Below are 22,137 nucleotides of genomic sequence, written 5' to 3'. Positions count from 1 at the left end.
TTATGCTCAGCGGCAGGACAAATGACAGCACGTGTTAATAAACGATGTAAATATTTAACATTAAGAGCGGAAAATTATTTCTAAAAAGTAGTCCACAAATTATAAAACAGGTATATGATATGCAACATAAGGTTTTCCCCTCCCGTTAAGCCGCGCTTAACGAAATGAACGAGGTTGAAACATGCAACGTATCGTTATACCCGCTAATTATATTCACACCCGCAGTACGCCTTTCTGGACTAAAGAGACCGCACCTTCTTCTATCTGGCGTCGGCATCTGGATGCCGGAACGCGACAGGGCGTCTATCCCCGTCTGAGCGTGATGCGCGGCATTATTCGTTATTACGGTTACGCCGATGAAACCAGCCCGCAACCCATTGAGACGTTAACAATTAACGCCGGTGAGTTTGGGGTATTTCCGCCCGAGAAATGGCATAACATCGAAGCGCTAACCGATGACACCCTGTTCTGCGTGGATTTTTACGTCGATCCGCAAATTTTGATTGAAGGTTAAGGAAAGTATGATGGCACCTGATAATAAAGGCTATTCTTTAGCAGTGGAAAATCGCCGCAGTAAAGAGGTTCAGGAAAAAATCTATCTCAAACCGATGGCGTTATATGTCCCGGATATTGCTGTGCAGGCGGTAACAGAATTGGTTGCAGGATTATCTGACAGCAAAGAAAACGATAAGGATTTTGTGCTGACTGTTACCAATAATAATAATGGCGTATCCGTGGATAAAGATTTTGACAGCATTGACGAACTCAGGGATCCCCTTGTTGTTGCTGATGCCGTTAAAGACCTGATTAATATCGTTCGTGGCTACGAGTCAGATGAAGAGACTAATGTTTGTGGCTGGTAACACGACTAAAATCGGAGGTTCCCGTTATGGCTTTACAAATTCCCGTTCATTTTCGTCACACCCGTTCCACCCCGTTCTGGACTAAAGAGACGGTGCCGCAGGCGCTGTTAACGCACCATAACACCAAAAAAGGGGTTTATGGCCGGTTATCCGTGATGCAGGGCGCGGTGAAGTACTATGGCTTCGCCAGCGAACATGACGCCACGCCGGAAATCGAAGTGGTTATTGAGGCCGGGCATTTTGGCATCAGCCCACCGGAATACTGGCATCACGTCGAACTGCTGACCGACGATACGTACTTTAATATTGATTTCTTTGCCGATCCGCAGGAAACGCTGGAAGGTAAGGGTATTGGTCAGGTAGTCAATACTCATCGCAGCTAAGTCCGGGGTAAAAGACGCAGGCCGGTCAGGGCGGACTGGTCTGTAAATATCCTTATTTTTACTAAGTTAACCATACCATTTGCCGATAACTGCTGATGACGCTCTTCATTCTGAGGCGTTAGTTTTTACATAGCACTATTATGCAAGGGTATATCATGTCAGTAAGGCGTTTTTCAGTTCTCGTTTTCACTTTTTTACTCTGTATTTTTCTCGCCAGCGCGGCCTCCAGTCTCTGGTCACTCACCCGTAGTAATCAGTCGCTTGATAATGTGAACAAGGAAATTCGTGTCGTCCTTTCCGTTATCGATCCTATTAACCACAGCCGCACGCTGCGGGTGCGTTTAATGGAGGCGATGATTAACGCGTCCCTGGGCGATAACCAGAAAGCGCAGGCGTCGCTGACCAGCGCGAATGAGACAATGCAAAAAGCGACAGCGGCGTTTAATAACTATCAGGCCGCGCCGCGCGTGGCTGGCGAAGAAGAATTCGCCGCGCCTTACCGTCTCGCCTGGCAGGCCTATGTTGATGAGGGACTGCGCCCGCTGGTGGACGCCGCAAGCCGCAACGATAGCGCCCGCTTTAATCAGCTGGTCAGCACCTCTATTCCGCAGCTCGATCGTCAGTTTGAAATTACGCTGGATAACCTGCTGGCGTTCCGCGAAAAATACGCCCAGCGTCTGAACAATGAAGCGCAGAATCGCTTTATGAACAGCATGCTGACGATTGGTCTTTTTGCGCTGGTATTTACGCTGATCATCGCTGCCATTTACGTCCTGCTGCGCCGCCGTGTGTTATCACCGCTGGACAGGGCGCGTCTGCACTGTCAGAAAATGGCGGCGGGCGAACTGCATGTCCCGGTGATTTCCCATGCACGGGATGAAATTGGAGACATGTTGTCGTCGCTGGATCAGATGCGTCTTGCGCTGGTGGAGATCATTGCCCAGGTTCGTCACTCCAGCCAGAGCGTGGCCCATGCAGCCGAAGAAATTGCCGCCGGGAATACCGATCTGTCGGCGCGTACTGAGGAGCAGGCCGCGTCGCTGGGGCAGACGGCAGCCAGCATGGAACAGCTTACCTCAACGGTGAAACATACTTCAGAAAACACCCTCCAGGCTAACGCGCTCGCCAGCAACATGCGCAGCGCCGCGCAGGAAGGCAACGCCATTGTAGAAGAAGCGGTGGTATCCATGAAGGAAATCGAATCCAGCTCCGGCAAAATCGACACCATCATTGGCATCATTGAAGACATCGCCTTCCAGACCAATATCCTGGCGCTTAACGCGGCGGTGGAAGCGGCCCGCGCAGGGGAGCAGGGGCGTGGTTTTGCGGTGGTGGCGAGTGAAGTGCGTAACCTGGCGCAGCGCTCATCCGTGGCGGCAAAAGAGATCAAAGAGCTTATTGAGCAATCCGGTAAGCAGGTACTGCTGGGCAGCGAACGCGTGACCAGCGCGGGGGCAAGCATGCAGCGTATTATTACCTCTGTGAGGCAGGTTTCCGAGCTGATGTCTGAAATTGCCCTGTCAACCGGCGAGCAAAGCCGCGGCATTGAGCAGATCAATCAGGCGGTGGCGCAGATGGATACGGTGACGCAACAAAACGCCGCGCTGGTGGAAGAGGCTTCTGCGGCCGCGCATTCTCTCCAGGAGCAGTCAAAAGTTCTGGAAGAAACCGTGGCCGTATTTAAACTCAACTGATCGCTTACAAAGAAAAATCCACGCAGCCGCGTGGATTTTTTATTTATGGTGCCGGGATCCAGCGCTGCTGCGTTGTGCCGTCGTCACAATTCACCCCGGCAGGCAGGGAAATCAGTTCGATTAACACGCCAAACGGCGTCATGCCAAACCAGGTCTGATTTCCGTGGCCTTCTTCCTGACCAAAGCAGTCTGAAGGCCCGTCGAACATCTTAGCCCCGTGGGCGCGCATCTGTACGCCCGCTTTGTGAATATCGTCGACGTATACGGAAAAATGATTAATACCCGGCAGGCCAGGATGTGCAGGGCGATCGTTGACCGCAGGCGCAGTCTGGAACAACTCAACATTGCTGCCATTTGCCAGGCGCAGCATCGACAGGCCAATCACGTTCAATTCAGGCGGAAAACCATTCAGGGGATTCATATTTTCACCTTCCACCCGTTTACTGTCATCCCCGGGCGGGATCAGTCTGTACAGTACAGAAGCCCCCAGCGCGCCGATAAAAAATTGTTCTGCCTGGGCTAAATCAGAAACCGTGATGCCAATGTGTTCGATACCGCGAATAGACATTCTTTCTCCTGTGATGTGTTACCTGATTGATTAATCCACATATTTTAATCCTGGCAGAAAGGTGACCATTGTCACAGGCGACAGGAAATTTTCCTGCGGGCGTTAATCCCGGGTGAACAAAAATAATACTGGATAAATACACAGCGATTGTTTATTATTTCCTCAGTTTGGTGGTTATTGTGTCAATGAAGTGAGTGGTGAACCCTATGATGATTTCTGTAGATACTCTCCAGGCGCAGAATCGGGCCGTGACAATGAGCAGCCGTGAGCTGGCGAAGTTGATGGGCGTTGCCCACACTGAAGTGAAGCGTATGGTCAAAAGCCTGGAAACCGCGCAACGTCTCTCATCGCCTGTCACGGGCAACCAGTACGAATCCGACGGTGAGATGCGCGAAGAGTTCTTGTTGAATAAACGGGACTCGCTGCTGACGGTGGCACGCATTTCTCCAGCCTATACCGCAGAGATGCTGGATCGCTGGCAGGAGCGTGAAAAAGACATCAGCCTGCCGGATTTCACCAATCCGGCTGCGGCGGCGCGTGCCTGGGCCGAACAGTATGAGCGGTGCCAGCGTGCGGAAAAGCAGCTTGAGCTATTTGCCCCTAAGGCGGCCTTTTTCGATGAGTTTGTGCAGGTAAATGAGTCGCTGGGTTTTCGTCAGCTGTGCAAAATGCTGAAGGCGAAAGAAGTGGATTTTCGTAATTTCCTGCTGGAGCGCAACATTATGATGCGCACCAACGGCACGCTGACGCCGCCGCTGCATCATATCCAGGCAGGCTATTTTACTCTGCATGGCGGTACCGGTGAGAACCGGCATACCTGGTCACAGGCGCGCTTTACGCAAAAAGGGGTGAAGTGGGTCGCGGATCTGTGGGCGAAGCATCTCGCCGCCCGTCCGATTGACACCCGGCCGCCTGAGCGTAAAGAGCTGGCGCAGGGGCCGGGCTGGTTTTAAGGCGCAGGATGAACGGCTGCATCAGTAACTGGTGCAGCCGTTTTTTTATTCAGGAATATTTGCGCTATCCTGCTGTGATGGCCATTTCCATCCCTGTACCTCCGGCAGATCCTCGCCGTATTCCCGCACATAACGGTGATGGTCGGCGATTTTTTCCGCCAGCGCATCAAGAATGGCATCCGCTTTTCCTGCCAGCGAAGGGATATGCTGAATGGCATCCTGCGCCAGATGGAAGCGGTCCAGTTCATTGAGCACCGTCATGTCAAACGGCGTGGTTGTGGTGCCTTCTTCAATAAATCCATGCACGTGGAAATGCTGCTGGTTCTTGCGCTTATAGGCCAGGCGGTGGATCAGTCCCGGATAACCGTGGAACGCAAAAATCACCGGCGTATCCGACGGGAAAAGCGCCTCAAAAGCGTCGTCGTCAAGACCGTGCGGATGCTGATCCTTTGTCTGCAATGCCATCAGATCCACCACGTTCACCACCTGAATGCGCAACTCCGGCAGATAGCCGCGCAGCAGATCCACCGCCGCCAGCGCCTCCATTGTCGGCACATCCCCCGCACAACCAATCACCACATCCGGCTTTTCACCTTCCTGAACGGTACCGGCCCAGTGCCAGATCCCCATGCCCGCCGCGCAGTGTTTTTCCGCTTCCTCCAGCGTCAACCACTGAGGCGAAGGCTGTTTCCCGGCGACAATCACGTTAATGCGATCCCAGGTTTTCAGGCAGTGATCGGCGACGCAGAGCAGGGTATTGGCATCAGGCGGCAGATAGATGCGCACAATATCGGCTTTTTTATTCGCCACATGATCAATAAATCCCGGATCCTGATGGCTGTAGCCATTATGATCCTGCCGCCATACGTGTGATGAAAGCAGATAGTTAAGCGAGGAAACCGGTTTACGCCAGGGAAGCTTACGCGTGACTTTCAGCCATTTCGCGTGCTGGTTAAACATCGAATCGACAATATGTATAAAGGCTTCATAGCAGTTAAACAGACCGTGGCGGCCGGTAAGCAGATACCCCTCCAGCCAGCCCTGACACTGATGCTCGCTCAGGATTTCCATTACCCGGCCATCCGCCGCCAGTTGTTCATCATAGCTTTTTTTCGGCAGCAGCCAGGTACGACTGGTGACATCGAAAACTTTGCCCAGCCGGTTCGATTCGGTTTCATCCGGCCCGAACAGGCGGAAGTTATCCGGGTTTTGCTGAAAAATTCCCGCCAGATAAGCCCCCAGCGCGGCGGTGGTGCCGGTTTGCGTCTCGCCGGGTGAGGCGACATCAACCGCAAATTCCCGCAGCGGCGGTGTGTTCAGCTCACGGCGCAGCAGCCCCCCGTTTGCCCAGGGCGATGCCCCCATGCGCTTCTCACCGGACGGGGCGAGGGCGCGCAGCTCTTCTTTCAGCAGACCTTTCTCGTCAAAGAGATCGTCCGGCTGATAGCTGCGCATCCACTGTTCCAGGATGTGACGATGATCGTTGTTTTCCCGGCAGGCGGAGACGGGCACCTGATGCGCACGCCAGAAATCTTCCACCTTTTTATCATCCACGGTCTGAGGACCCGTCCAGCCTTTTGGACTGCGCAGGATTATCATCGGCCAGCGGGGCAGCGTGGAAGACGCCGTACCCGCTCGCGCCTGCTGCTGATAATCGCGGATAGCATTGAGGGCGTTATCGAGGGTTTCCGCCATCTGGCGATGCATTTTTTCCGGCTCGTGACCGCTTACCAGCAGCGGCTCATAACCATAACCCCGGAAAAGATCCTGCAAATCCTCATCGCTGGCGCGACCGAGGATCGTCGGATTGGCAATTTTATAGCCATTCAGGTGCAGGATCGGCAGCACCGCGCCGTCGCGCGCCGCATTGATAAATTTATTGCCGAACCAGCTGGACGCCAGCGGGCCGGTTTCCGCTTCGCCATCGCCAATGACGCAGGCAGCGATCAATGAAGGGTTGTCAAACACCGCGCCAAAAGCATGCGACAGCGAGTAGCCCAGCTCGCCTCCTTCGTTAATCGACCCTGGCGTTTCCGGGGCAGCGTGGCTTGGAATACCGCCAGGGAAGGAAAACTGTTTAAACAGCTTCTGCATCCCTGCGGCGTCCTGGCTGACGTCCGGATAAATTTCGCTGTAGCTGCCTTCAAGCCAGGTGTTCGCCACCATGCCCGGCCCGCCATGCCCGGGGCCGCAGATATAGATCATATTCAGATCGCGCTCGCGGATGGCGCGGTTGAGATGAGCATAAATAAAATTCAGGCCGGGCGTGGTACCCCAGTGCCCCAGCAGGCGCGGTTTGATATGTTCCGGTTTAAGCGGCTCGCGCAGTAAGGGGTTATCCATCAGATAAATTTGCCCGACGGAGAGATAATTCGCGGCTCGCCAGTAGCGATCGATGAGTGCAATGTCATGGTCAGAAAGAGAAGATGTCTGTGTCATGCGTTCCCCGGATGGTTAGCGGTGCCAGTAAAACAGAAGGTAGTACAAGCCTGGCATAAATCAGGAAGAGGGTAAGGCGGGTATGGCAGGGGATAGTCTGAAAAGAAAACCCGCGTTTGATCTTTATGTCATGGGCGGGGGGCATAAATCGCAGCATCTGAGAAAATGGATTTTCTGTTTGATGTTATGTTATAACATAATGCATGTGTTTCTTGATCAGTAAACAGCATCGTGAAAAACAACAGCGCTATCCCGCAAACAGGCCATGCGGATGCACAGGATTGCATTCTGAGTGTCGATATCCGGTCTTCCGGGCGACCGGGGGGCGGAAGGCTACTTTCAGACATCCGCTTTACGGTTAAAACCGGGGAATGCCTGGCCATTATCGGGCCTAACGGTAGCGGGAAATCGTCATTATTACGGGCCATCAGTCAGGAACTGACGTCCCTTCACGGCGACATTCGTCTGCGGGGCCGTTCTTTATCCTGTCTATCTCCTCAACAACGGGCCAGACAGGTAGCTGTACTGGCGCAAAATGATACGCCTGATTTACGGCTTTCCCTGGAAGACTATGTGGCGCTGGGGCGTATTCCTCATGCCGGACGTGTGCCGCGCCATGAAGATGACGCGATTATCGCCAGCGCCATTAAAGAAAGCGGATTGCAGCACCTGCGCAGGCGATCGCTGTTTGCCCTTTCTGGCGGCGAAAGGCAGCGGGCGGTGCTGGCACGTGTACTGGCGCAGACGCCTGATCTGGTCCTGCTGGATGAACCGACCAATCATCTCGATCCCCCCGGGCGCGAGGAATTACTGTCGCTGGTGAAAAGTAAGGGGATGGCGGTGGTGGCGGTTTTGCACGATCTGACCCTCACGGGTTCCTTTGCCGATCGGGTGCTTCTCCTGTCACAGGGGCGTTCCACAATCTGCGACACCCCGGATAAGGTTCTGATTTCAGAACACCTGTATCCCGTCTTTGGATTAACCAGCTTTACCGTACCGCACCCTGAGACAGGAAGGGCGTTGCGTATTTTCGAAGTACCTCATTGTGCGTAAATCAATTCTGAGAGCCAGTCATGCAAAAAATGCTTATTACCCTGCTGGCCGTGCTGTCTGTTTCTGCAGCCAGCGCGGCCGATTTTCCGGTGACTATCGAGAGTTGCGGAACGCCGGTGACTTTCACCGGCCCGCCGAAAAGAGCGATTATCAACGATCTGAATATGGCGGAAATGGCCTTTGCGCTGCATCTGCAGGATCGCATTGTCGGGCTGACGGGGATCAGCGGCTGGTACAAGATGACGCCGCAATTTAAACAGGCGATGGGGACGATCCCGGAACTGGCGCCAAAGTATCCCGGGCTTGAGGTCTTACTGGCCGCGGAACCTGATTTCTTTTTTGCCGGCTGGAACTATGGCATGAAGCCCGGCGGTGAAGTGACGCCGGATACCTTAGCCAGATACGGCATCAGGACCTTTGTTCTCAGTGAAAGCTGCGTATTCACCACCGCACACAAAAATAAAGCCACTATGGGTCTGTTGTATAACGACGTCCTGACGCTGGGTAAGATTTTTGGTAAGCGCGAAGAGGCGCAGGCGCTGGTCAGCGGCTGGAAAAAAAGACTCAATGCCTTACCAGAGCGGGCCGCGGGAACCCGACCTTTAAAGGTCTTTGTTTATGATTCAGGCGAGGATAAGCCCTTTACCAGCGGCAAATACGCTATGCCTGAAGCGATTATTGAGGCGGCTGGCGGCAAAAATGCGCTGGACGCGCTGGAGACCAGCTGGGGCACGACCTCCTGGGAAAGCGTCGCGGCGACGGCGCCGGACTTTATCATTTTGCTGGATTACCAGACGGGCAGCGGCGCGGACGCGCTGCGTCATTTTCTGGAAAATCATCCGCTAATGAAACAAACCCCCGCGGTTCAGCATCAGCGCTACCTTAAACTTCAGTATGCCGAACTGACGCCGGGACCGGCTAACGTTGAGGCGGTGGAAAAGCTGGCGCGGGCGATGTACCCGACGGCGGCAAATTAATGCGTATGGCGTACCGCTATCACTGGGCGATGTGGGGCGCGCTGGCGGTGTTGATCGGCTTAATGCTGTTCAGTATTACCCGCGGCGCGGTTCCACTCACGCTGTTGCAGGTGCTGGGGGCGCTGAAGGTGGTGGACGTACCGGTAACAGCTATGGTCACCACTATCGTCACGGATTTGCGCTTACCCAGGATACTCCTTGCGGCACTGACCGGGGCGGGGCTGGCGATGGTCGGGGCGCTACTGCAGACCACCACGCGTAATGACCTGGCGGATCCCTTCCTGTTTGGCCTCTCATCCGGCGCGTCAGCCGGGGCGGTTCTGGTGATCACCCGTTTTGGCGATCGGCTGGGTGCCCTGACGCTGCCCGTCGCGGCCTTTGCCGGGGGGCTTTGTTCGGCAATCGCGGTACTGCTCCTGTTCCATTTTAAAAAACAACGCGGCGCTGAGCATCTGGTGCTTTGCGGGCTGGCCATCTCGTTTTTATTTGGCGCGCTCACCAGCTATTTGATTTTTTCCGGCGATCAGCGGGCAGCCAGTTCCGTGCTGTTCTGGTCACTGGGCGGGCTGGGGTTAGCCGCCTGGAGTAATCTGCCTTTCGCGCTGCTCAGTCTGCTGGTGATCGTTATTTTTGTCCTGTTCCGCTGGCGCGCCCTGGATGGCGTACTGGCCGGAGAACAGACCGCGCTCTCGCTGGGTATTAACGTCAGCCGCCTGCGCATCGAGATTTTTCTCTGCTGCGCGCTGGCGACCTCACTGCTGGTGGCATTAACCGGCGTGATTGGCTTCGTGGGATTAATGGTGCCGCACCTGTGCCGGCATTTCGCGGGGGTAAAGCATCTGCGCTTGCTGCCGTTATGCGGCATCTGGGGGGCGATCCTGCTGTGCGGCGGGGATATTGTCAGCCGGACGATGCTGGCGCCGCAGGAGTTGCCGATTGGCATTATCACGGCGGGTATCGGTGGCGTGTTTATTATCACCTTACTGGCACGGAACGCACCCTGAAGCGCAGGCAAAAAAAATCCACGCCGGAGCGTGGATTTGAGCAGGTATAACGCGATCGTCAGACGTTGAACAGGAAGTTCATCACGTCGCCATCTTTAACGATGTAATCTTTGCCTTCCGCACGCATCTTACCGGCTTCTTTCGCGCCCTGTTCGCCTTTATAGGCGATAAAGTCTTCAAACGCGATAGTCTGGGCGCGGATAAAGCCTTTTTCGAAATCGGTATGGATCTTACCGGCAGCCTGCGGGGCAGTGGCGCCAACCGGGATGGTCCAGGCACGCACTTCTTTCACGCCAGCGGTGAAGTAAGTTTGCAGGTTCAGCAGTTCGTAACCGGCACGGATCACACGGTTCAGGCCCGGCTCTTCCAGACCCATTTCCGCCATAAATTCAGCGCGATCGGCATCGTCCAGCTCAGCGATATCCGCTTCAACCGCCGCACAAACGGCAACCACCACTGAACCTTCTTTGGCGGCAATTTCGCGCACTTTATCGAGGTACGGGTTGTTTTCAAAACCGTCTTCGTTAACGTTGGCGATGTACATGGTCGGTTTCAGCGTCAGGAAGCTCAGGTAGCGGATCGCGGCTTTGTCTTCGTCGGTCAGGTTCAGGGAACGCAGCATGCCCGCTTCAGCAAGGTGAGGCAGACATTTTTCCAGCGCCGCCTGTTCAGCCTTCGCGTCTTTATCGCCGCCTTTGGCTTTTTTCTGCACGCGGTGCAGGGCGCGCTCGCAGGTGTCCAGATCGGACAGCGCCAGCTCGGTGTTGATGACGTCGATATCTTCAGCCGGATCGACTTTATTATTCACGTGGATAATGTTGTCGTTTTCGAAGCAACGCACCACGTGACCAATAGCTTCGGTTTCACGGATGTTGGTCAGGAACTGGTTGCCCAGGCCTTCACCTTTGGAAGCGCCTTTGACCAGGCCTGCAATATCCACGAATTCCATGGTGGTCGGCAGAATGCGCTGCGGCTTGACGATTTCAGCCAGCTGATCCAGACGCGGGTCAGGCATCGGCACAACGCCGGTATTCGGCTCAATGGTACAGAACGGGAAGTTCGCCGCTTCGATGCCCGCTTTGGTGAGCGCATTGAACAGGGTAGATTTACCGACGTTCGGCAAGCCGACGATACCGCATTTGAATCCCATGGTTTAAATCACCTTAATGTCTTGATATTCAACCCGTTAGAGATAACAGATTGTAGAAAAGTTAATAACTCTGCCTATTATACACGTAACCATCATCGTGCGGGGCAAAAAAGCCATGCACCGCGCTTACTGGGCCTTAAAAGTATGCAGCCGGTTGGTCGCTTTGGTTAACCCATCCGTAAGCCAGATTTCGGTACAGCGCGCCGCTTCGTCTACCGCATCGTCGATCAGCTTCTGTTCGGAGACAGGCGGTTTGCCCAGCACGAAGCCAACAACTTTGTTTTTATCGCCCGGATGACCAATTCCCACCCGTAAGCGATGAAAATTGGGGTTATTGCCCAGCTTGCTGATAATGTCTTTCAGGCCGTTATGCCCGCCATGACCGCCGCCCAGTTTGAATTTTGCCACGCCCGGCGGCAGGTCCAGCTCATCATGCGCCACCAGGATCTCATCCGGATTGATGCGATAGAAGGTGGCCATCGCTGCCACGGCTTTACCGCTGAGGTTCATAAAGGTGGTGGGCACCAGCAGGCGCACATCGGCGCCGGCAACATTAATGCGCGAGGTGAAACCGAAGAATTTTGGCTCTTCACGCAGTGGCGCGCGAAAGCGTTCGGCCAGTAAATCAACATACCATGCACCCGCATTGTGGCGGGTGGCAGCATACTCAGCGCCTGGATTGGCCAGGCCGACAATGAGTTTAATCGTCACGTCTTCGTTCCTGAAGGGATCACATTCTGGGGCGTAGTTTACGTGGTGCGGGGCCGGTTGACAAAGTTCTGCTGCGGTTATCAGGAAACCCCAATAATTCAGAGTGTGAACTATTAGAAAATCAAGCAGTTCAGCGGTTTATATGTAAAGTTGTGTTTATCTGATGTTAATAACTGTGATCGTCGCCGCAACCGTTCTGCGGGGTGTTGCCTATACTTTACACACAAGGAACAGGGACTTTTCCCTGCAACCCGGCATCCCGGAGGTGACAGATGAAACGCAAAAACGCGTCGTTGCTCGGTAACGTATTAATGGGGTTAGGGCTGGTGGTGATGGTGGTTGGCGTGGGCTACTCCATACTGAATCAGCTTCCGCAGTTTGACCTGCCGCAATACTTCGCCCATGGCGCTATTTTAAGCATCTTCGTCGGTGCGATCCTGTGGCTGGCGGGGGCGCGCGTCGGCGGGCATGAACAGGTATGCGATAAGTACTGGTGGGTGCGTCACTACGATAAACGCTGCCGCCGCGACCAGAATCATCGCCACAGCTGATAACATTGGTTCTGGCCTTCAGGCCCGGCAAGCTTGCGCCGCCGGGCCATAGCGTCACAGATCGGCCAGCGCCGCAGTTTTATCCGGATAGAATGACAGACGCCCTTCAATCGGCTTAATACCCGCTCGCGCCATAGTGCGCAGCGGCTGGAACTCCAGATTACTCACCCGCAGTTCACACCCTTCCGGCAGACGTTCCACCAAGCGCTTAAACGCATCCAGCCCGCCCGCGTCCAGCACCGGCACCGCATCACATTTCAGCACCACTATGCGTTTGCCCACGCAGCGCGTCGCCAGATCGGTAAACAGGCTGTCTGCCGCCGCGAAAAATAACGGTCCGATCACCCGCAGCACCAGTACATCTTCCGGCACTTCGACATTTACCGTTGCCAGCCGCGTCATGCGCGCAATACGGCGCATAAACAGCAGCGAGGCGAGAACGATGCCGACGCTGATGGCGATCACCATATCGAACAGCACCGTCAGCGACATGCACAGCAGCATGACAATGATGTCGTCTTGCGGGCCGGTGCGCAGCAGGTTCACCACTTTATGCGCTTCGCTCATATTCCATGCCACCATCAACAGCAGCGCGGCCATCGCCGACAGCGGCAGCCAGGAGAGCAGCGGGGCTAAGATCAGCAGCGCGAGGATCACCAGCAAAGCGTGGATGACAGAGGAAACAGGAGAGGTTGCTCCGGCGCGCACGTTGGCCGCCGAACGGGCGATGGCGGCGGTGGCGGTAATGCCGCCAAAGAAAGGCGCCACCAGGTTTCCCAGCCCCTGGCCAATGAGTTCGCCGTTGGCTTTATGCCGCGTGCCGGTCATGCCGTCGAGCACGACCGCGCAAAGCAGAGACTCAATGGCGCCAAGCATCGCCATAGAAAAAGCGGCAGGAAGCAGGGCGCGCAGGGAGGCCCAGCTCAGGGTAAAGTCCGATCCCGGCATATCCCAGGGCAGCACCAGCTGCGGCAGCAGTTGCGGAATACCGTTGCCGCGGGTGCCGTCTGCCAGCACATAATGGAACTGCGAACCGATGGTCGCCACATGGCCGCCCGCGAGGTTAACCACCACCATCACGGCGCAACCGGCCAGCAGCGCGGGCAGATGGCCGGGCAGGCGGATCCCAAGCCGGGGCCAGAAAATCAGCGTGCCAAGGGTCACCACGCCGATGGCGGCATCCCCCGGATTGAGTGTCGGCAGCGCGCCTGCCAGCGCGCCTACTTTTTGCAGATAATGTTCGGGGACCTGCGTCAGGTGCAAACCGAGAAAATCTTTGATCTGCATGGTGGCGATGGTAATGCCGATCCCCGAGGTAAACCCGAGGGTGACCGACAGCGGAATATACTCAATCAGGCGACCAAAACGGGCGAGGCCAAACAGGATCAGGAATACGCCGGACATCAGAGTGGCGACCAGCAGCCCCGCCAGTCCGAACTGTTGAGATACCGGATAAAGGATCACCACAAAAGCGGCAGTAGGACCGGAGACGCTGAAGCGCGAGCCGCCGGTCAGCGCAATGACAATCCCGGCAACCGCCGACGTGTACAGACCATACTGCGGGGCCACGCCGCTGCCTATCGCCAGCGCCATCGCCAGCGGGATGGCAATAATGCCGACGGTGATCCCGGCAATCAGATCGCGGGTAAAGCGCGACAGAGAGTATTTTTCTTTCCAGCAGGCGTCGATAAGGGCGCGAAAAGGAAGAGCATCAAAAGACGTCAATTTTTTCACTGTTTTCATTTCATTCAGGCGCAATCCATTTATTTCATGAATAATTAAAATGGAAAGCATTAATCATACAAATAAAAATCACAGACAAAAAAACCCGCCGCGGCGGGTTTTTACGCTGTGTCCGATTAGTGCTCGAACATCGCAGAGATGGATTCTTCGTTGCTGATACGACGAATCGCTTCCGCCAGCATGCCTGACAGGGTCAGGGTACGGACGTTCGGCAGAGATTTGATTTCGTCAGTCAGCGGAATGGTGTCGCAAACCACTACTTCGTCGATGACGGAATGACGCAGATTGTTAGCCGCATTGCCGGAGAAGATCGGGTGAGTCGCGTAGGCGAATACACGCTTGGCGCCACGTTCTTTCAGGGCTTCAGCCGCCTTACACAGGGTACCGCCGGTATCGATCATATCGTCAACCAGCACGCAGTCACGACCGGCCACGTCACCAATAATGTGCATCACCTGGGAGACGTTCGCGCGCGGGCGACGTTTGTCGATGATAGCCATATCGGTATCGTTAAGCAGTTTGGCGATAGCACGGGCACGCACCACGCCGCCGATGTCCGGAGAAACCACAATTGGGTTATCCAGATTCAGTTGCAGCATGTCTTCCAGCAGGATCGGGCTGCCGAACACGTTATCAACCGGCACATCAAAGAAGCCCTGGATCTGTTCAGCATGCAGGTCAACGGTCAGTACGCGGTCAACGCCCACGCTGGAGAGGAAATCGGCGACAACTTTTGCGGTAATAGGCACACGCGCGGAACGCACGCGGCGATCCTGACGGGCATAGCCAAAGTAAGGAATAACAGCGGTGATACGACCTGCAGAAGCACGACGCAGCGCATCAACCATAACAACCAACTCCATGAGGTTGTCATTGGTGGGAGCACAAGTGGACTGGATGATGAAAATATCACCACCGCGTACATTTTCATTAATTTGTACGCTGACTTCGCCGTCGCTAAAGCGACCTACAGCGGCGTCGCCGAGGGAAGTGTACAGGCGGTTGGCAATACGTTGTGCTAGTTCCGGGGTGGCGTTACCAGCAAAAAGCTTCATATCAGGCACGAGAAGAACCTCAGGCATGCGTCCAGTGGTGGATAGCGTCGCCAAAAACTGTGCGGGCCAGGCAAAACACTATCCAGCGGTGTATTAAAGAGCGCGATGCAACGTCTGGAACAGGGTGACGTTGTCACCGGAGCTCAGGTTGCCCAAACATAGCCTGGTGCAGTGGAGAAAGGTTTACACCTTTCGCGACAAAACCATGTAGCCAGTCCGGGGCTTGCTCCAGCACCTGACGCGCAGAGGACTCGGTGTCAAATTCAGCAAAGACACAAGCTCCTGTGCCAGTCAGGCGCGACGGCGCGTATTCTAACAGCCAGGAAAGCGCGGCATCAACCTCGCGAAAACGTTTTCTTGCGATAACCTCGCAATCGTTGCCGAATTCACAATTTAGCAACGTATTAATTGACCTTTTCGGCGTGTCTCTTGGCAAATCAGGATCTTTGAAAATAACCGGGGTAGGAATACTGACGCCGGGATGCATCACCAGATACCATTTTTCCGGCGGATCGACCGGGATCAACTGCTCACCGACGCCCTCTGCGAAGGCCGCATGACCGCGCACAAATACCGGCACATCCGCGCCAAGTTGCAGGCCCAGATCCGCCAGTTCATCCACCGACAAGCCGCAGCCCCAGAGATGATTCAGCGCCACCAGCACGGTGGCGGCATTAGATGAGCCGCCGCCCAGACCGCCGCCCATGGGCAGACGTTTTTCAATGCGGATGTCAGCGCCGCTCCCGGCTGGCAGACAATCGCGCTGACGGGCGGCGTCCATTAATAACCGCGCCGCGCGCACGATGAGGTTTTCCTCATCCGGCACGCCAGCCACCGGCGTCAGCAGGCGGATAGCGCCATCGTGACGGGGCGCGATACTGAGGGTGTCACCGTAATCCAGAAACTGAAACAGCGTCTGAAGCTCGTGATAACCATCGCTGCGCTGACCGGTAATATATAAAAAGAGATTAAGTTTTGCCGGAGAGGGCCACTGGGTCATCATTTCACAATCCAGTTATCCATTTTGAGTTTGATGCGCTGTCCGTCCTGCGTCAGCTCCATGCTGGCGGGTAGGCTCGGTTTGGTTTTCTCGTCATAGTCGCCGTAAACCACTTTCCAGGTTTTGCCGCCTTCGGAGTAGTTCAGTTCGCTCAGACGGTACTGGCTGTCGAGTTTGTAGTCTGTCGCCTCGCCCGGCAGACCCAGGATCCACTGGCGCAGGCTATTGAGCGGGATCGGCATGCCGGTCAGCTTGCTGATGGTCTCTTCCGCATCGGTCGCGGTATAGCGCTGGCCTTTATTATCGACGATCTGCACGTTACCCGGACGGGCGCTCAGCTCAAGCTCGGTGCTGCCCAGCGGATTGGTCAACAGCAGACGGTAGTTATCCTGGCCGGTTTGCTGCCAGAAATAGCGGGCATACACTTTCTGCTCAGGGGAAATATAGGCAAAGGCGCCGCGGGTCTGATACTGGTTCAGATTACGCACCTCCTGCTGATGCTGCCGCCACTGCGGGGAGTCAGGGCTTTTACCCGGTCCTTTTGGCGCGGTGAGTGTACATGCGGTCAGCACAAGGCTGGCGAGCGGCAGAAGGCGGAGCAGGCGGGTATTGGCTGACATCATAATGAGGAAAAATCCTTGTAATACGTTGCAGTTATATCGTTAATGCTAGCGCCGCGGCGGCACAGCGTCTACGTTCAACTTGTCTTAAATCATTATATTATCGATTACTCCAAAAGGGGGCGCTCTCTTTTATTGACCTCACGCATCCTGTATGATGCGCACAGACTAACCTTATCAACGCTGGTACTACTCCCGCTGACATGACCCTTTTAGCGCTCGGCATCAACCACAAAACTGCGCCTGTTGCGTTGCGAGAACGTGTTTCGTTTTCGCCGGATACGCTCGACCAGGCGCTGGAAAGCCTGCTGGCTCAGCCAATGGTGCAGGGCGGCGTGGTGCTCTCGACGTGCAACCGCACCGAGCTTTACCTCAGCGTGGAAGAGCGTGACGATTTACAGGAAGCGTTGATCCGCTGGCTGTGCGATTACCATCATCTTAATGAAGAAGAGCTGCGTAAAAGCCTCTACTGGCATCAGGACAACGACGCCGTCAGCCATCTGATGCGCGTCGCCAGCGGGCTGGATTCACTGGTGCTGGGCGAGCCGCAGATCCTGGGCCAGGTGAAAAAAGCCTTCGCCGATTCCAGCCGCGGGCATCTTAACGCCACCGAACTGGAGCGTATGTTCCAGAAATCCTTCTCGGTGGCCAAGCGCGTGCGCACGGAGACCGACATCGGCGCCAGCGCCGTCTCTGTCGCCTTCGCCGCCTGTACGCTGGCGCGTCAAATCTTCGAATCGTTATCCACCGTCACGGTAATGCTGGTCGGCGCGGGTGAAACCATCGAACTGGTGGCGCGTCATCTGCGCGAGCATAAAGTGAAGAACATGATCATCGCCAACCGCACCCGCGAACGCGCACAGGTGCTGGCGGATGAAGTGGGTGCCGAGGTGATTTCGCTCAGCGATATTGATGAGCGCCTGAAAGACGCCGACATTATTATCAGCTCCACGGCCAGCCCGCTGCCGATTATCGGCAAAGGCATGGTGGAACGCGCCCTGAAAGCCCGCCGCAACCAGCCGATGCTGCTGGTGGATATCGCCGTGCCGCGCGACGTCGAACCGGACGTCAGCAAGCTGGCGAACGCCTATCTGTACAGCGTCGATGATTTACAGAGCATCATTTCCCACAACCTGGCGCAGCGCAAAGCCGCCGCCGTGGAAGCGGAAACCATCGTTGAACAGGAAACCAGCGAATTTATGGCCTGGCTGCGTGCGCAAAGCGCCAGCGAGACCATTCGCGAATACCGCAGCCAGGCCGAACAGGTGCGGGATGAACTGACAGCAAAAGCCCTCGCAGCCCTGGAAAAGGGCGGCGATGCGCAGGCCATCATGCAGGATCTCGCGTGGAAACTGACCAACAAGCTGATCCACGCCCCAACCAAATCTCTTCAGCAGGCTGCCCGTAACGGGGATGACGAACGCCTGCATATTCTGCGCAACAGCCTCGGGCTGGAGTAGCACAACAACCTCTAATAACAGAACAGGGTGCATTTACGCCTATGAAGCCTTCTATCGTTGCCAAACTGGAAGCCCTGCACGAGCGTCATGAAGAAGTACAGGCGCTGCTGGGCGACGCAGGGATCATTGCCGACCAGGATCGTTTTCGTGCCTTATCGCGCGAATACGCTCAGTTGAGCGATGTCTCACGCTGCTTTACTGACTGGCGACAGGTTCAGGAAGACATGGAAACCGCGCAGCTGATGCTCGAGGATCCGGAAATGCGCGACATGGCGCAGGAAGAACTGCGCGAGCTGAAAGAGAAAACCGAACAACTGGAACAGCATCTGCAGGTGCTGTTGCTGCCGACCGATCCGGATGATGAACGTAACGCCTACCTTGAAGTGCGTGCCGGAACCGGCGGCGATGAAGCCGCGCTCTTTGCCGGCGATCTGTTCCGCATGTACAGCCGTTACGCGGAATCCCGCCGCTGGCGCGTGGAGATCATGAGCGCCAACGAAGGCGAGCATGGCGGTTATAAAGAAATTATCGCTAAAATCAGCGGCGAAGGCGTCTATGGCCGACTGAAATTTGAATCCGGCGGTCATCGCGTACAGCGCGTACCGGCCACCGAATCCCAGGGCCGCATTCACACTTCCGCCTGTACCGTGGCGCTGATGCCGGAATTGCCAGAGGCGGAACTGCCGGACATCAACCCGGCGGATCTGCGTATTGATACCTTCCGCTCCTCCGGCGCGGGCGGTCAGCACGTTAACACCACCGATTCGGCGATCCGTATCACCCACATTCCGACCGGGATCGTGGTGGAGTGCCAGGACGAACGTTCCCAGCACAAAAACAAAGCCAAAGCGCTCTCCGTGCTGGGTTCGCGCATTCGCGCCGCCGAAATCGCCAAACGCCAGCAGGCCGAAGCGTCCACGCGCCGTAACTTGCTGGGCAGCGGCGACCGTAGCGATCGCAACCGCACCTATAACTTCCCGCAGGGCCGCGTCACCGACCACCGCATCAACCTGACGCTCTACCGTCTGGATGAAGTGATGGAAGGAAAACTGGATATGCTGATCGAGCCTATCGTCCAGGAATACCAGACCGATCAGCTTGCCGCGCTTTCCGAGCAGGACTGATGGATTACCACGCCTGGCTTCGCCTTGCCATTGAACAGCTTGCGGGCAGCGACAGCCCGCGGCGCGATGCCGAGATCCTGCTGGGATTTGTCACCGGACGCGCCCGCACTTTTATTCTTGCCTTCGGCGAGACGCTGCTGACGGACGCAGAACAGGCGCAGCTCAGCGAACTGCTGGCGCGCCGCGCGCAGGGCGAGCCGGTGGCGCATCTGGTGGGCGTGCGGGAGTTCTGGTCGCTGCCGCTTTTCGTTTCACCCGCCACGCTGATACCCCGTCCGGACACCGAATGTCTGGTGGAACAGGCGCTGGCGCGTCTGCCTGACTCACCCTGTCGTATTCTGGATCTGGGCACCGGCACCGGCGCAATCGCGCTGGCGCTGGCAAGCGAACGCCCGGACTGCGATGTGATTGCCGTCGATATGATGCCCGACGCTGTGGCCCTTGCCCGGCGCAACGCGGAGCATCTGCATATCCGCAACGTCAGTGTGCTACAAAGCCACTGGTTCAGCGCGCTGGACGGCGAGCGGTTTGCGATGATCGTCAGTAACCCGCCCTACATTGATGAGCAGGATCCGCACCTGTCGCAGGGGGATGTGCGCTTTGAACCGCGCACCGCGCTGGTGGCGGGCGATCAGGGCATGGCGGATCTGGCGTGGATTATCCATCACGCACAATCATTCTTACTACCCGGCGGAACGCTGCTACTGGAGCATGGCTGGCAGCAGGGCGCCGCCGTTCGCGCCTGTTTTGCCGCAGAGGGTTATGCGCAGATCGAAACCTGTCGCGATTATGGCGGTAACGAGCGCATCACGCTTGGCCGGTTAGCGCTACAGGAATAAGCGCGGTGAATGCTTTAACCCGTCTCGTCATGACTTTTCTCGTCGCTGTTGTCACGATGATGAAAGCGGCATGGCTGACGCAGGCGTCATTTGGCGTTATCATCACAGCGTTTTGGGTTTTCTTGCGCAGGGGTAATGTTGCCCTCGCAGCCAGCAGGCCGGGTTTATCGCGCTTCTGCTGGGGCTGGTGGTGCTGTACATCATCATTAAACTCGCCACCACAAAAATACCGTTACTGGGGTAAATGATGAAGTCGTTGGCAGATTTCGAATTTAATAAAGCGCCGTTATGTGACGGGATGATCCTCGTATCGGAGTTGATCCGCGATGATTTCCCCTCACAGTATGTCTACGACGAGCTGGAAGGGCTGGTCAGTCTGGCCCGGGAAGAGATTAGCGAGGCGAAGCCTCAGGACTGGCAACTGGAGAAACTCATCGAGCTGTTTTACGGTGAGTGGGGCTTTCGGGACACGCGCGGCGTCTACCGCCTGTCAGATGCTCTGTGGCTGGATCACGTGCTGAAAAATCGTCAGGGCAGCGCCGTTTCACTGGGCGCCATTTTGCTGTGGGTCGCGGACAGGCTGGATATTCCGCTGATGCCGGTGATCTTCCCGACGCAGTTAATTTTACGCGCCGAATGGATGGACAGCGAAATGTGGCTGATCAATCCGTTCAACGGCGACACGCTGGACGAGCATACCCTCGAAGTGTGGCTCAAGGGTAATATCAGCCCGATTGCAGAACTCTTTAATGAAGATCTGGACGAGGCCGACAACGCCGAAGTGATCCGCAAACTGCTGGATACGCTGAAATCGGCGCTGATGGAAGAGCAGCAAATGGAGCTGGCCCTGCGCGCCAGCGAAGCGCTGTTACAGTTCAATCCTGAAGATCCGTATGAAATTCGCGACCGCGGCCTGATTTATGCCCAGCTCGACTGCGACCATGTCGCGCTCAATGATTTAAGTTATTTTGTAGAACAATGTCCGGAAGATCCGATCAGCGAAATGATCCGCGCGCAGATTAACAACATCGCGCACAAGCAGATCACGCTGCACTGATACCTCCCGATCCAAACCTGATAAGGCGATCCTATGAAACAAAAAGTGGTTAGCATTGGCGATATTAACGTGGCAAACGACCTGCCGTTCGTGCTGTTTGGCGGTATGAACGTGCTGGAGTCACGCGATCTTGCTATGCGTATTTGTGAACACTACGTGACTGTTACGCAGAAAATGGGTATTCCGTACGTGTTCAAGGCCTCTTTTGACAAAGCCAACCGCTCGTCTATTCACTCCTACCGCGGCCCGGGCCTCGAAGAAGGGATGAAAATCTTCCAGGAGCTGAAGCAGACCTTTGGCGTGAAAGTGATCACCGACGTGCATGAAGCCAGCCAGGCGCAGCCGGTATCCGAAGTGGTTGACGTGATCCAACTGCCGGCCTTCCTCGCCCGTCAGACCGACCTGGTGGAAGCCATGGCGAAAACCGGTGCGGTGATCAACGTGAAGAAACCGCAGTTCGTAAGCCCTGGCCAGATGGGCAACATCGTGGATAAATTCCGCGAAGGCGGTAACGAGAAGGTGATCCTGTGCGACCGTGGCGCTAACTTCGGCTACGACAACCTGGTGGTGGACATGCTCGGCTTCAGCGTGATGAAGAAAGTCTCCGGCAACTCCCCGGTGATTTTCGACGTGACCCACGCCCTGCAGTGCCGCGATCCCTTTGGCGCGGCGTCAAGCGGCCGTCGCGGTCAGGTGACCGAGCTGGCACGCGCCGGCATGGCAACGGGGCTTGCGGGTCTGTTTATCGAAGCGCACCCGGACCCGGATAACGCGAAGTGCGACGGCCCGTCCGCACTGCCGCTGGCGAAGCTGGAACAGTTCCTTACCCAGATCAAAGCCATTGACGATCTGGTGAAAAGCTTCCCTGAGCTGGATACCGAGCACTAATTCCT

22 protein-coding genes and 1 pseudogene are annotated in these 22,137 nt (G+C 55.9%); 15 read left to right on the top strand and 8 right to left on the bottom strand.

Annotation, left to right across the window (positions count from 1 at the left end):
- Positions 1–181 precede the first annotated feature (181 nt).
- The 4 genes from QRD42_RS15815 to QRD42_RS15800 all read left to right on the top strand — a co-directional run bounded on the left by QRD42_RS15815 (position 182) and on the right by QRD42_RS15800 (position 2,940).
- Complete coding sequence (locus tag QRD42_RS15815; RefSeq protein WP_318363699.1) at positions 182–514, top strand: DUF1971 domain-containing protein; 333 nt, start codon at positions 182–184, stop codon at positions 512–514.
- 10 nt (positions 515–524) lie between these two features.
- Positions 525–863, top strand: a complete 339-nt coding sequence (locus tag QRD42_RS15810) for a DUF1869 domain-containing protein (protein ID WP_318363726.1) — start codon at positions 525–527, stop codon at positions 861–863.
- Between the two features lie 26 nt (positions 864–889).
- A complete protein-coding gene (locus QRD42_RS15805) occupies positions 890–1,246 on the top strand; it encodes a DUF1971 domain-containing protein (protein ID WP_072568690.1) in 357 nt (118 codons plus the stop codon).
- A gap of 155 nt (positions 1,247–1,401) precedes the next feature.
- Positions 1,402–2,940, top strand: a complete 1,539-nt coding sequence (locus QRD42_RS15800; protein WP_321987586.1) for a methyl-accepting chemotaxis protein — start codon at positions 1,402–1,404, stop codon at positions 2,938–2,940.
- Positions 2,941–2,983: 43 nt separating this feature from the next.
- On the opposite strand, the gene QRD42_RS15795 is transcribed toward QRD42_RS15800, so the two are convergent.
- Positions 2,984–3,508 (bottom strand): VOC family protein, encoded by a 525-nt coding sequence (locus QRD42_RS15795; protein ID WP_321987585.1) that lies wholly within the window; start codon positions 3,506–3,508, stop codon positions 2,984–2,986.
- Between the two features lie 206 nt (positions 3,509–3,714).
- Between QRD42_RS15795 and QRD42_RS15790 the strand changes: the two genes are divergently transcribed.
- The gene (locus QRD42_RS15790; RefSeq protein WP_072568687.1) at positions 3,715–4,461 is read left to right on the top strand and encodes a phage antirepressor KilAC domain-containing protein; all 747 of its coding nucleotides are present in this window, start codon (positions 3,715–3,717) and stop codon (positions 4,459–4,461) included.
- A 45-nt stretch (positions 4,462–4,506) separates the two neighbouring features.
- Here the strand turns inward: QRD42_RS15790 and QRD42_RS15785 are convergent, their stop codons facing one another.
- Positions 4,507–6,900: a phosphoketolase gene (locus QRD42_RS15785; protein ID WP_321987584.1), complete on the bottom strand. Its 2,394-nt coding sequence runs from the start codon at positions 6,898–6,900 to the stop codon at positions 4,507–4,509.
- A gap of 231 nt (positions 6,901–7,131) precedes the next feature.
- On the opposite strand from QRD42_RS15785, the gene QRD42_RS15780 reads away from it, so the two are divergent.
- The 3 genes from QRD42_RS15780 to QRD42_RS15770 are packed head-to-tail and all read left to right on the top strand — an operon-like array spanning position 7,132 to position 9,934.
- A complete protein-coding gene (locus tag QRD42_RS15780; protein ID WP_321987583.1) occupies positions 7,132–7,953 on the top strand; it encodes an ABC transporter ATP-binding protein in 822 nt (273 codons plus the stop codon).
- Positions 7,954–7,973: 20 nt separating this feature from the next.
- Positions 7,974–8,930, top strand: coding sequence for an ABC transporter substrate-binding protein (locus QRD42_RS15775; RefSeq protein ID WP_321987582.1), 957 nt, complete (start codon positions 7,974–7,976; stop codon positions 8,928–8,930).
- A complete protein-coding gene (locus tag QRD42_RS15770) occupies positions 8,930–9,934 on the top strand; it encodes a FecCD family ABC transporter permease (RefSeq protein ID WP_321987581.1) in 1,005 nt (334 codons plus the stop codon). Before QRD42_RS15775 ends, QRD42_RS15770 begins: the two co-directional genes overlap by 1 nt.
- Positions 9,935–9,992: 58 nt before the next feature.
- Here QRD42_RS15770 and ychF read toward each other — a convergent pair whose 3' ends face one another.
- Together ychF and pth are read right to left on the bottom strand one after the other, a co-directional pair.
- Positions 9,993–11,084: a redox-regulated ATPase YchF gene (gene ychF, locus QRD42_RS15765; protein WP_072568682.1), complete on the bottom strand. Its 1,092-nt coding sequence runs from the start codon at positions 11,082–11,084 to the stop codon at positions 9,993–9,995.
- A gap of 126 nt (positions 11,085–11,210) precedes the next feature.
- Entirely contained in the window at positions 11,211–11,795 is a 585-nt protein-coding gene (gene pth, locus QRD42_RS15760; RefSeq protein WP_072568681.1) for an aminoacyl-tRNA hydrolase, read from the bottom strand.
- 272 nt (positions 11,796–12,067) lie between these two features.
- On the opposite strand from pth, the gene ychH reads away from it, so the two are divergent.
- Complete coding sequence (gene ychH, locus QRD42_RS15755; RefSeq protein WP_072568680.1) at positions 12,068–12,346, top strand: stress-induced protein YchH; 279 nt, start codon at positions 12,068–12,070, stop codon at positions 12,344–12,346.
- A gap of 54 nt (positions 12,347–12,400) precedes the next feature.
- Here ychH and dauA read toward each other — a convergent pair whose 3' ends face one another.
- The 4 genes from dauA to lolB form a co-directional block, all read right to left on the bottom strand.
- Positions 12,401–14,089 carry a C4-dicarboxylic acid transporter DauA gene (gene dauA / locus QRD42_RS15750; RefSeq protein ID WP_321987580.1) on the bottom strand — a complete coding sequence of 563 codons (1,689 nt, stop codon included), beginning with the start codon at positions 14,087–14,089 and terminating at the stop codon, positions 12,401–12,403.
- Between the two features lie 116 nt (positions 14,090–14,205).
- Positions 14,206–15,153, bottom strand: coding sequence for a ribose-phosphate diphosphokinase (gene prs / locus QRD42_RS15745; protein ID WP_088218684.1), 948 nt, complete (start codon positions 15,151–15,153; stop codon positions 14,206–14,208).
- A 124-nt stretch (positions 15,154–15,277) separates the two neighbouring features.
- Positions 15,278–16,144 carry a 4-(cytidine 5'-diphospho)-2-C-methyl-D-erythritol kinase gene (ispE, locus tag QRD42_RS15740; RefSeq protein WP_072569460.1) on the bottom strand — a complete coding sequence of 289 codons (867 nt, stop codon included), beginning with the start codon at positions 16,142–16,144 and terminating at the stop codon, positions 15,278–15,280.
- Entirely contained in the window at positions 16,144–16,767 is a 624-nt protein-coding gene (lolB, locus tag QRD42_RS15735; RefSeq protein ID WP_318363690.1) for a lipoprotein insertase outer membrane protein LolB, read from the bottom strand. The genes ispE and lolB overlap by 1 nt, the downstream gene beginning before the upstream one ends.
- Positions 16,768–16,967: 200 nt before the next feature.
- Here lolB and hemA point away from each other — a divergent pair, with 200 nt between their 5' ends.
- From hemA to kdsA, 6 genes and pseudogenes are all read left to right on the top strand, one after another.
- Positions 16,968–18,224, top strand: coding sequence for a glutamyl-tRNA reductase (hemA, locus tag QRD42_RS15730; protein ID WP_072568677.1), 1,257 nt, complete (start codon positions 16,968–16,970; stop codon positions 18,222–18,224).
- Between the two features lie 41 nt (positions 18,225–18,265).
- Positions 18,266–19,348, top strand: a complete 1,083-nt coding sequence (gene prfA / locus QRD42_RS15725) for a peptide chain release factor 1 (RefSeq protein WP_321987579.1) — start codon at positions 18,266–18,268, stop codon at positions 19,346–19,348.
- The gene (prmC, locus tag QRD42_RS15720; protein WP_321987578.1) at positions 19,348–20,187 is read left to right on the top strand and encodes a peptide chain release factor N(5)-glutamine methyltransferase; all 840 of its coding nucleotides are present in this window, start codon (positions 19,348–19,350) and stop codon (positions 20,185–20,187) included. Before prfA ends, prmC begins: the two co-directional genes overlap by 1 nt.
- 62 nt (positions 20,188–20,249) lie before the next feature.
- Positions 20,250–20,431 (top strand): annotated as a pseudogene (locus QRD42_RS15715) (siroheme synthase); the annotation flags it as partial.
- A gap of 3 nt (positions 20,432–20,434) precedes the next feature.
- Entirely contained in the window at positions 20,435–21,244 is an 810-nt protein-coding gene (sirB1, locus tag QRD42_RS15710) for an invasion regulator SirB1 (protein ID WP_072568674.1), read from the top strand.
- A gap of 33 nt (positions 21,245–21,277) precedes the next feature.
- Complete coding sequence (gene kdsA / locus QRD42_RS15705; protein ID WP_072568673.1) at positions 21,278–22,132, top strand: 3-deoxy-8-phosphooctulonate synthase; 855 nt, start codon at positions 21,278–21,280, stop codon at positions 22,130–22,132.
- Positions 22,133–22,137 lie beyond the last annotated feature (5 nt).

It is taken from the genome of Enterobacter sp. PGRG2, assembly GCF_030291195.1.
Lineage (GTDB): Bacteria > Pseudomonadota > Gammaproteobacteria > Enterobacterales > Enterobacteriaceae > Enterobacter_D.
The sequence above is the reverse complement of the archived record's forward strand: the minus strand, read 5'-3'. Positions and strand labels throughout refer to the sequence as shown.

What these genes read in the sequence shown, in the direction of transcription:
- prmC (WP_321987578.1), top strand. Translation starts at nt 19,348, where the DNA reads ATGGATTACCACGCCTGGCTTCGCCTTGCCATTGAACAGCTTGCGGGC.
- lolB (WP_318363690.1), bottom strand. Translation starts at nt 16,767, where the DNA reads ATGATGTCAGCCAATACCCGCCTGCTCCGCCTTCTGCCGCTCGCCAGC.
- ychF (WP_072568682.1), bottom strand. Translation starts at nt 11,084, where the DNA reads ATGGGATTCAAATGCGGTATCGTCGGCTTGCCGAACGTCGGTAAATCT.
- QRD42_RS15815 (WP_318363699.1), top strand. Translation starts at nt 182, where the DNA reads ATGCAACGTATCGTTATACCCGCTAATTATATTCACACCCGCAGTACG.
- QRD42_RS15805 (WP_072568690.1), top strand. Translation starts at nt 890, where the DNA reads ATGGCTTTACAAATTCCCGTTCATTTTCGTCACACCCGTTCCACCCCG.
- sirB1 (WP_072568674.1), top strand. Translation starts at nt 20,435, where the DNA reads ATGAAGTCGTTGGCAGATTTCGAATTTAATAAAGCGCCGTTATGTGAC.
- ychH (WP_072568680.1), top strand. Translation starts at nt 12,068, where the DNA reads ATGAAACGCAAAAACGCGTCGTTGCTCGGTAACGTATTAATGGGGTTA.
- QRD42_RS15790 (WP_072568687.1), top strand. Translation starts at nt 3,715, where the DNA reads ATGATGATTTCTGTAGATACTCTCCAGGCGCAGAATCGGGCCGTGACA.
- dauA (WP_321987580.1), bottom strand. Translation starts at nt 14,089, where the DNA reads ATGAAAACAGTGAAAAAATTGACGTCTTTTGATGCTCTTCCTTTTCGC.
- QRD42_RS15785 (WP_321987584.1), bottom strand. Translation starts at nt 6,900, where the DNA reads ATGACACAGACATCTTCTCTTTCTGACCATGACATTGCACTCATCGAT.
- hemA (WP_072568677.1), top strand. Translation starts at nt 16,968, where the DNA reads ATGACCCTTTTAGCGCTCGGCATCAACCACAAAACTGCGCCTGTTGCG.
- QRD42_RS15770 (WP_321987581.1), top strand. Translation starts at nt 8,930, where the DNA reads ATGCGTATGGCGTACCGCTATCACTGGGCGATGTGGGGCGCGCTGGCG.
- QRD42_RS15775 (WP_321987582.1), top strand. Translation starts at nt 7,974, where the DNA reads ATGCAAAAAATGCTTATTACCCTGCTGGCCGTGCTGTCTGTTTCTGCA.
- QRD42_RS15810 (WP_318363726.1), top strand. Translation starts at nt 525, where the DNA reads ATGGCACCTGATAATAAAGGCTATTCTTTAGCAGTGGAAAATCGCCGC.
- QRD42_RS15800 (WP_321987586.1), top strand. Translation starts at nt 1,402, where the DNA reads ATGTCAGTAAGGCGTTTTTCAGTTCTCGTTTTCACTTTTTTACTCTGT.
- prfA (WP_321987579.1), top strand. Translation starts at nt 18,266, where the DNA reads ATGAAGCCTTCTATCGTTGCCAAACTGGAAGCCCTGCACGAGCGTCAT.
- ispE (WP_072569460.1), bottom strand. Translation starts at nt 16,144, where the DNA reads ATGACCCAGTGGCCCTCTCCGGCAAAACTTAATCTCTTTTTATATATT.
- kdsA (WP_072568673.1), top strand. Translation starts at nt 21,278, where the DNA reads ATGAAACAAAAAGTGGTTAGCATTGGCGATATTAACGTGGCAAACGAC.
- QRD42_RS15795 (WP_321987585.1), bottom strand. Translation starts at nt 3,508, where the DNA reads ATGTCTATTCGCGGTATCGAACACATTGGCATCACGGTTTCTGATTTA.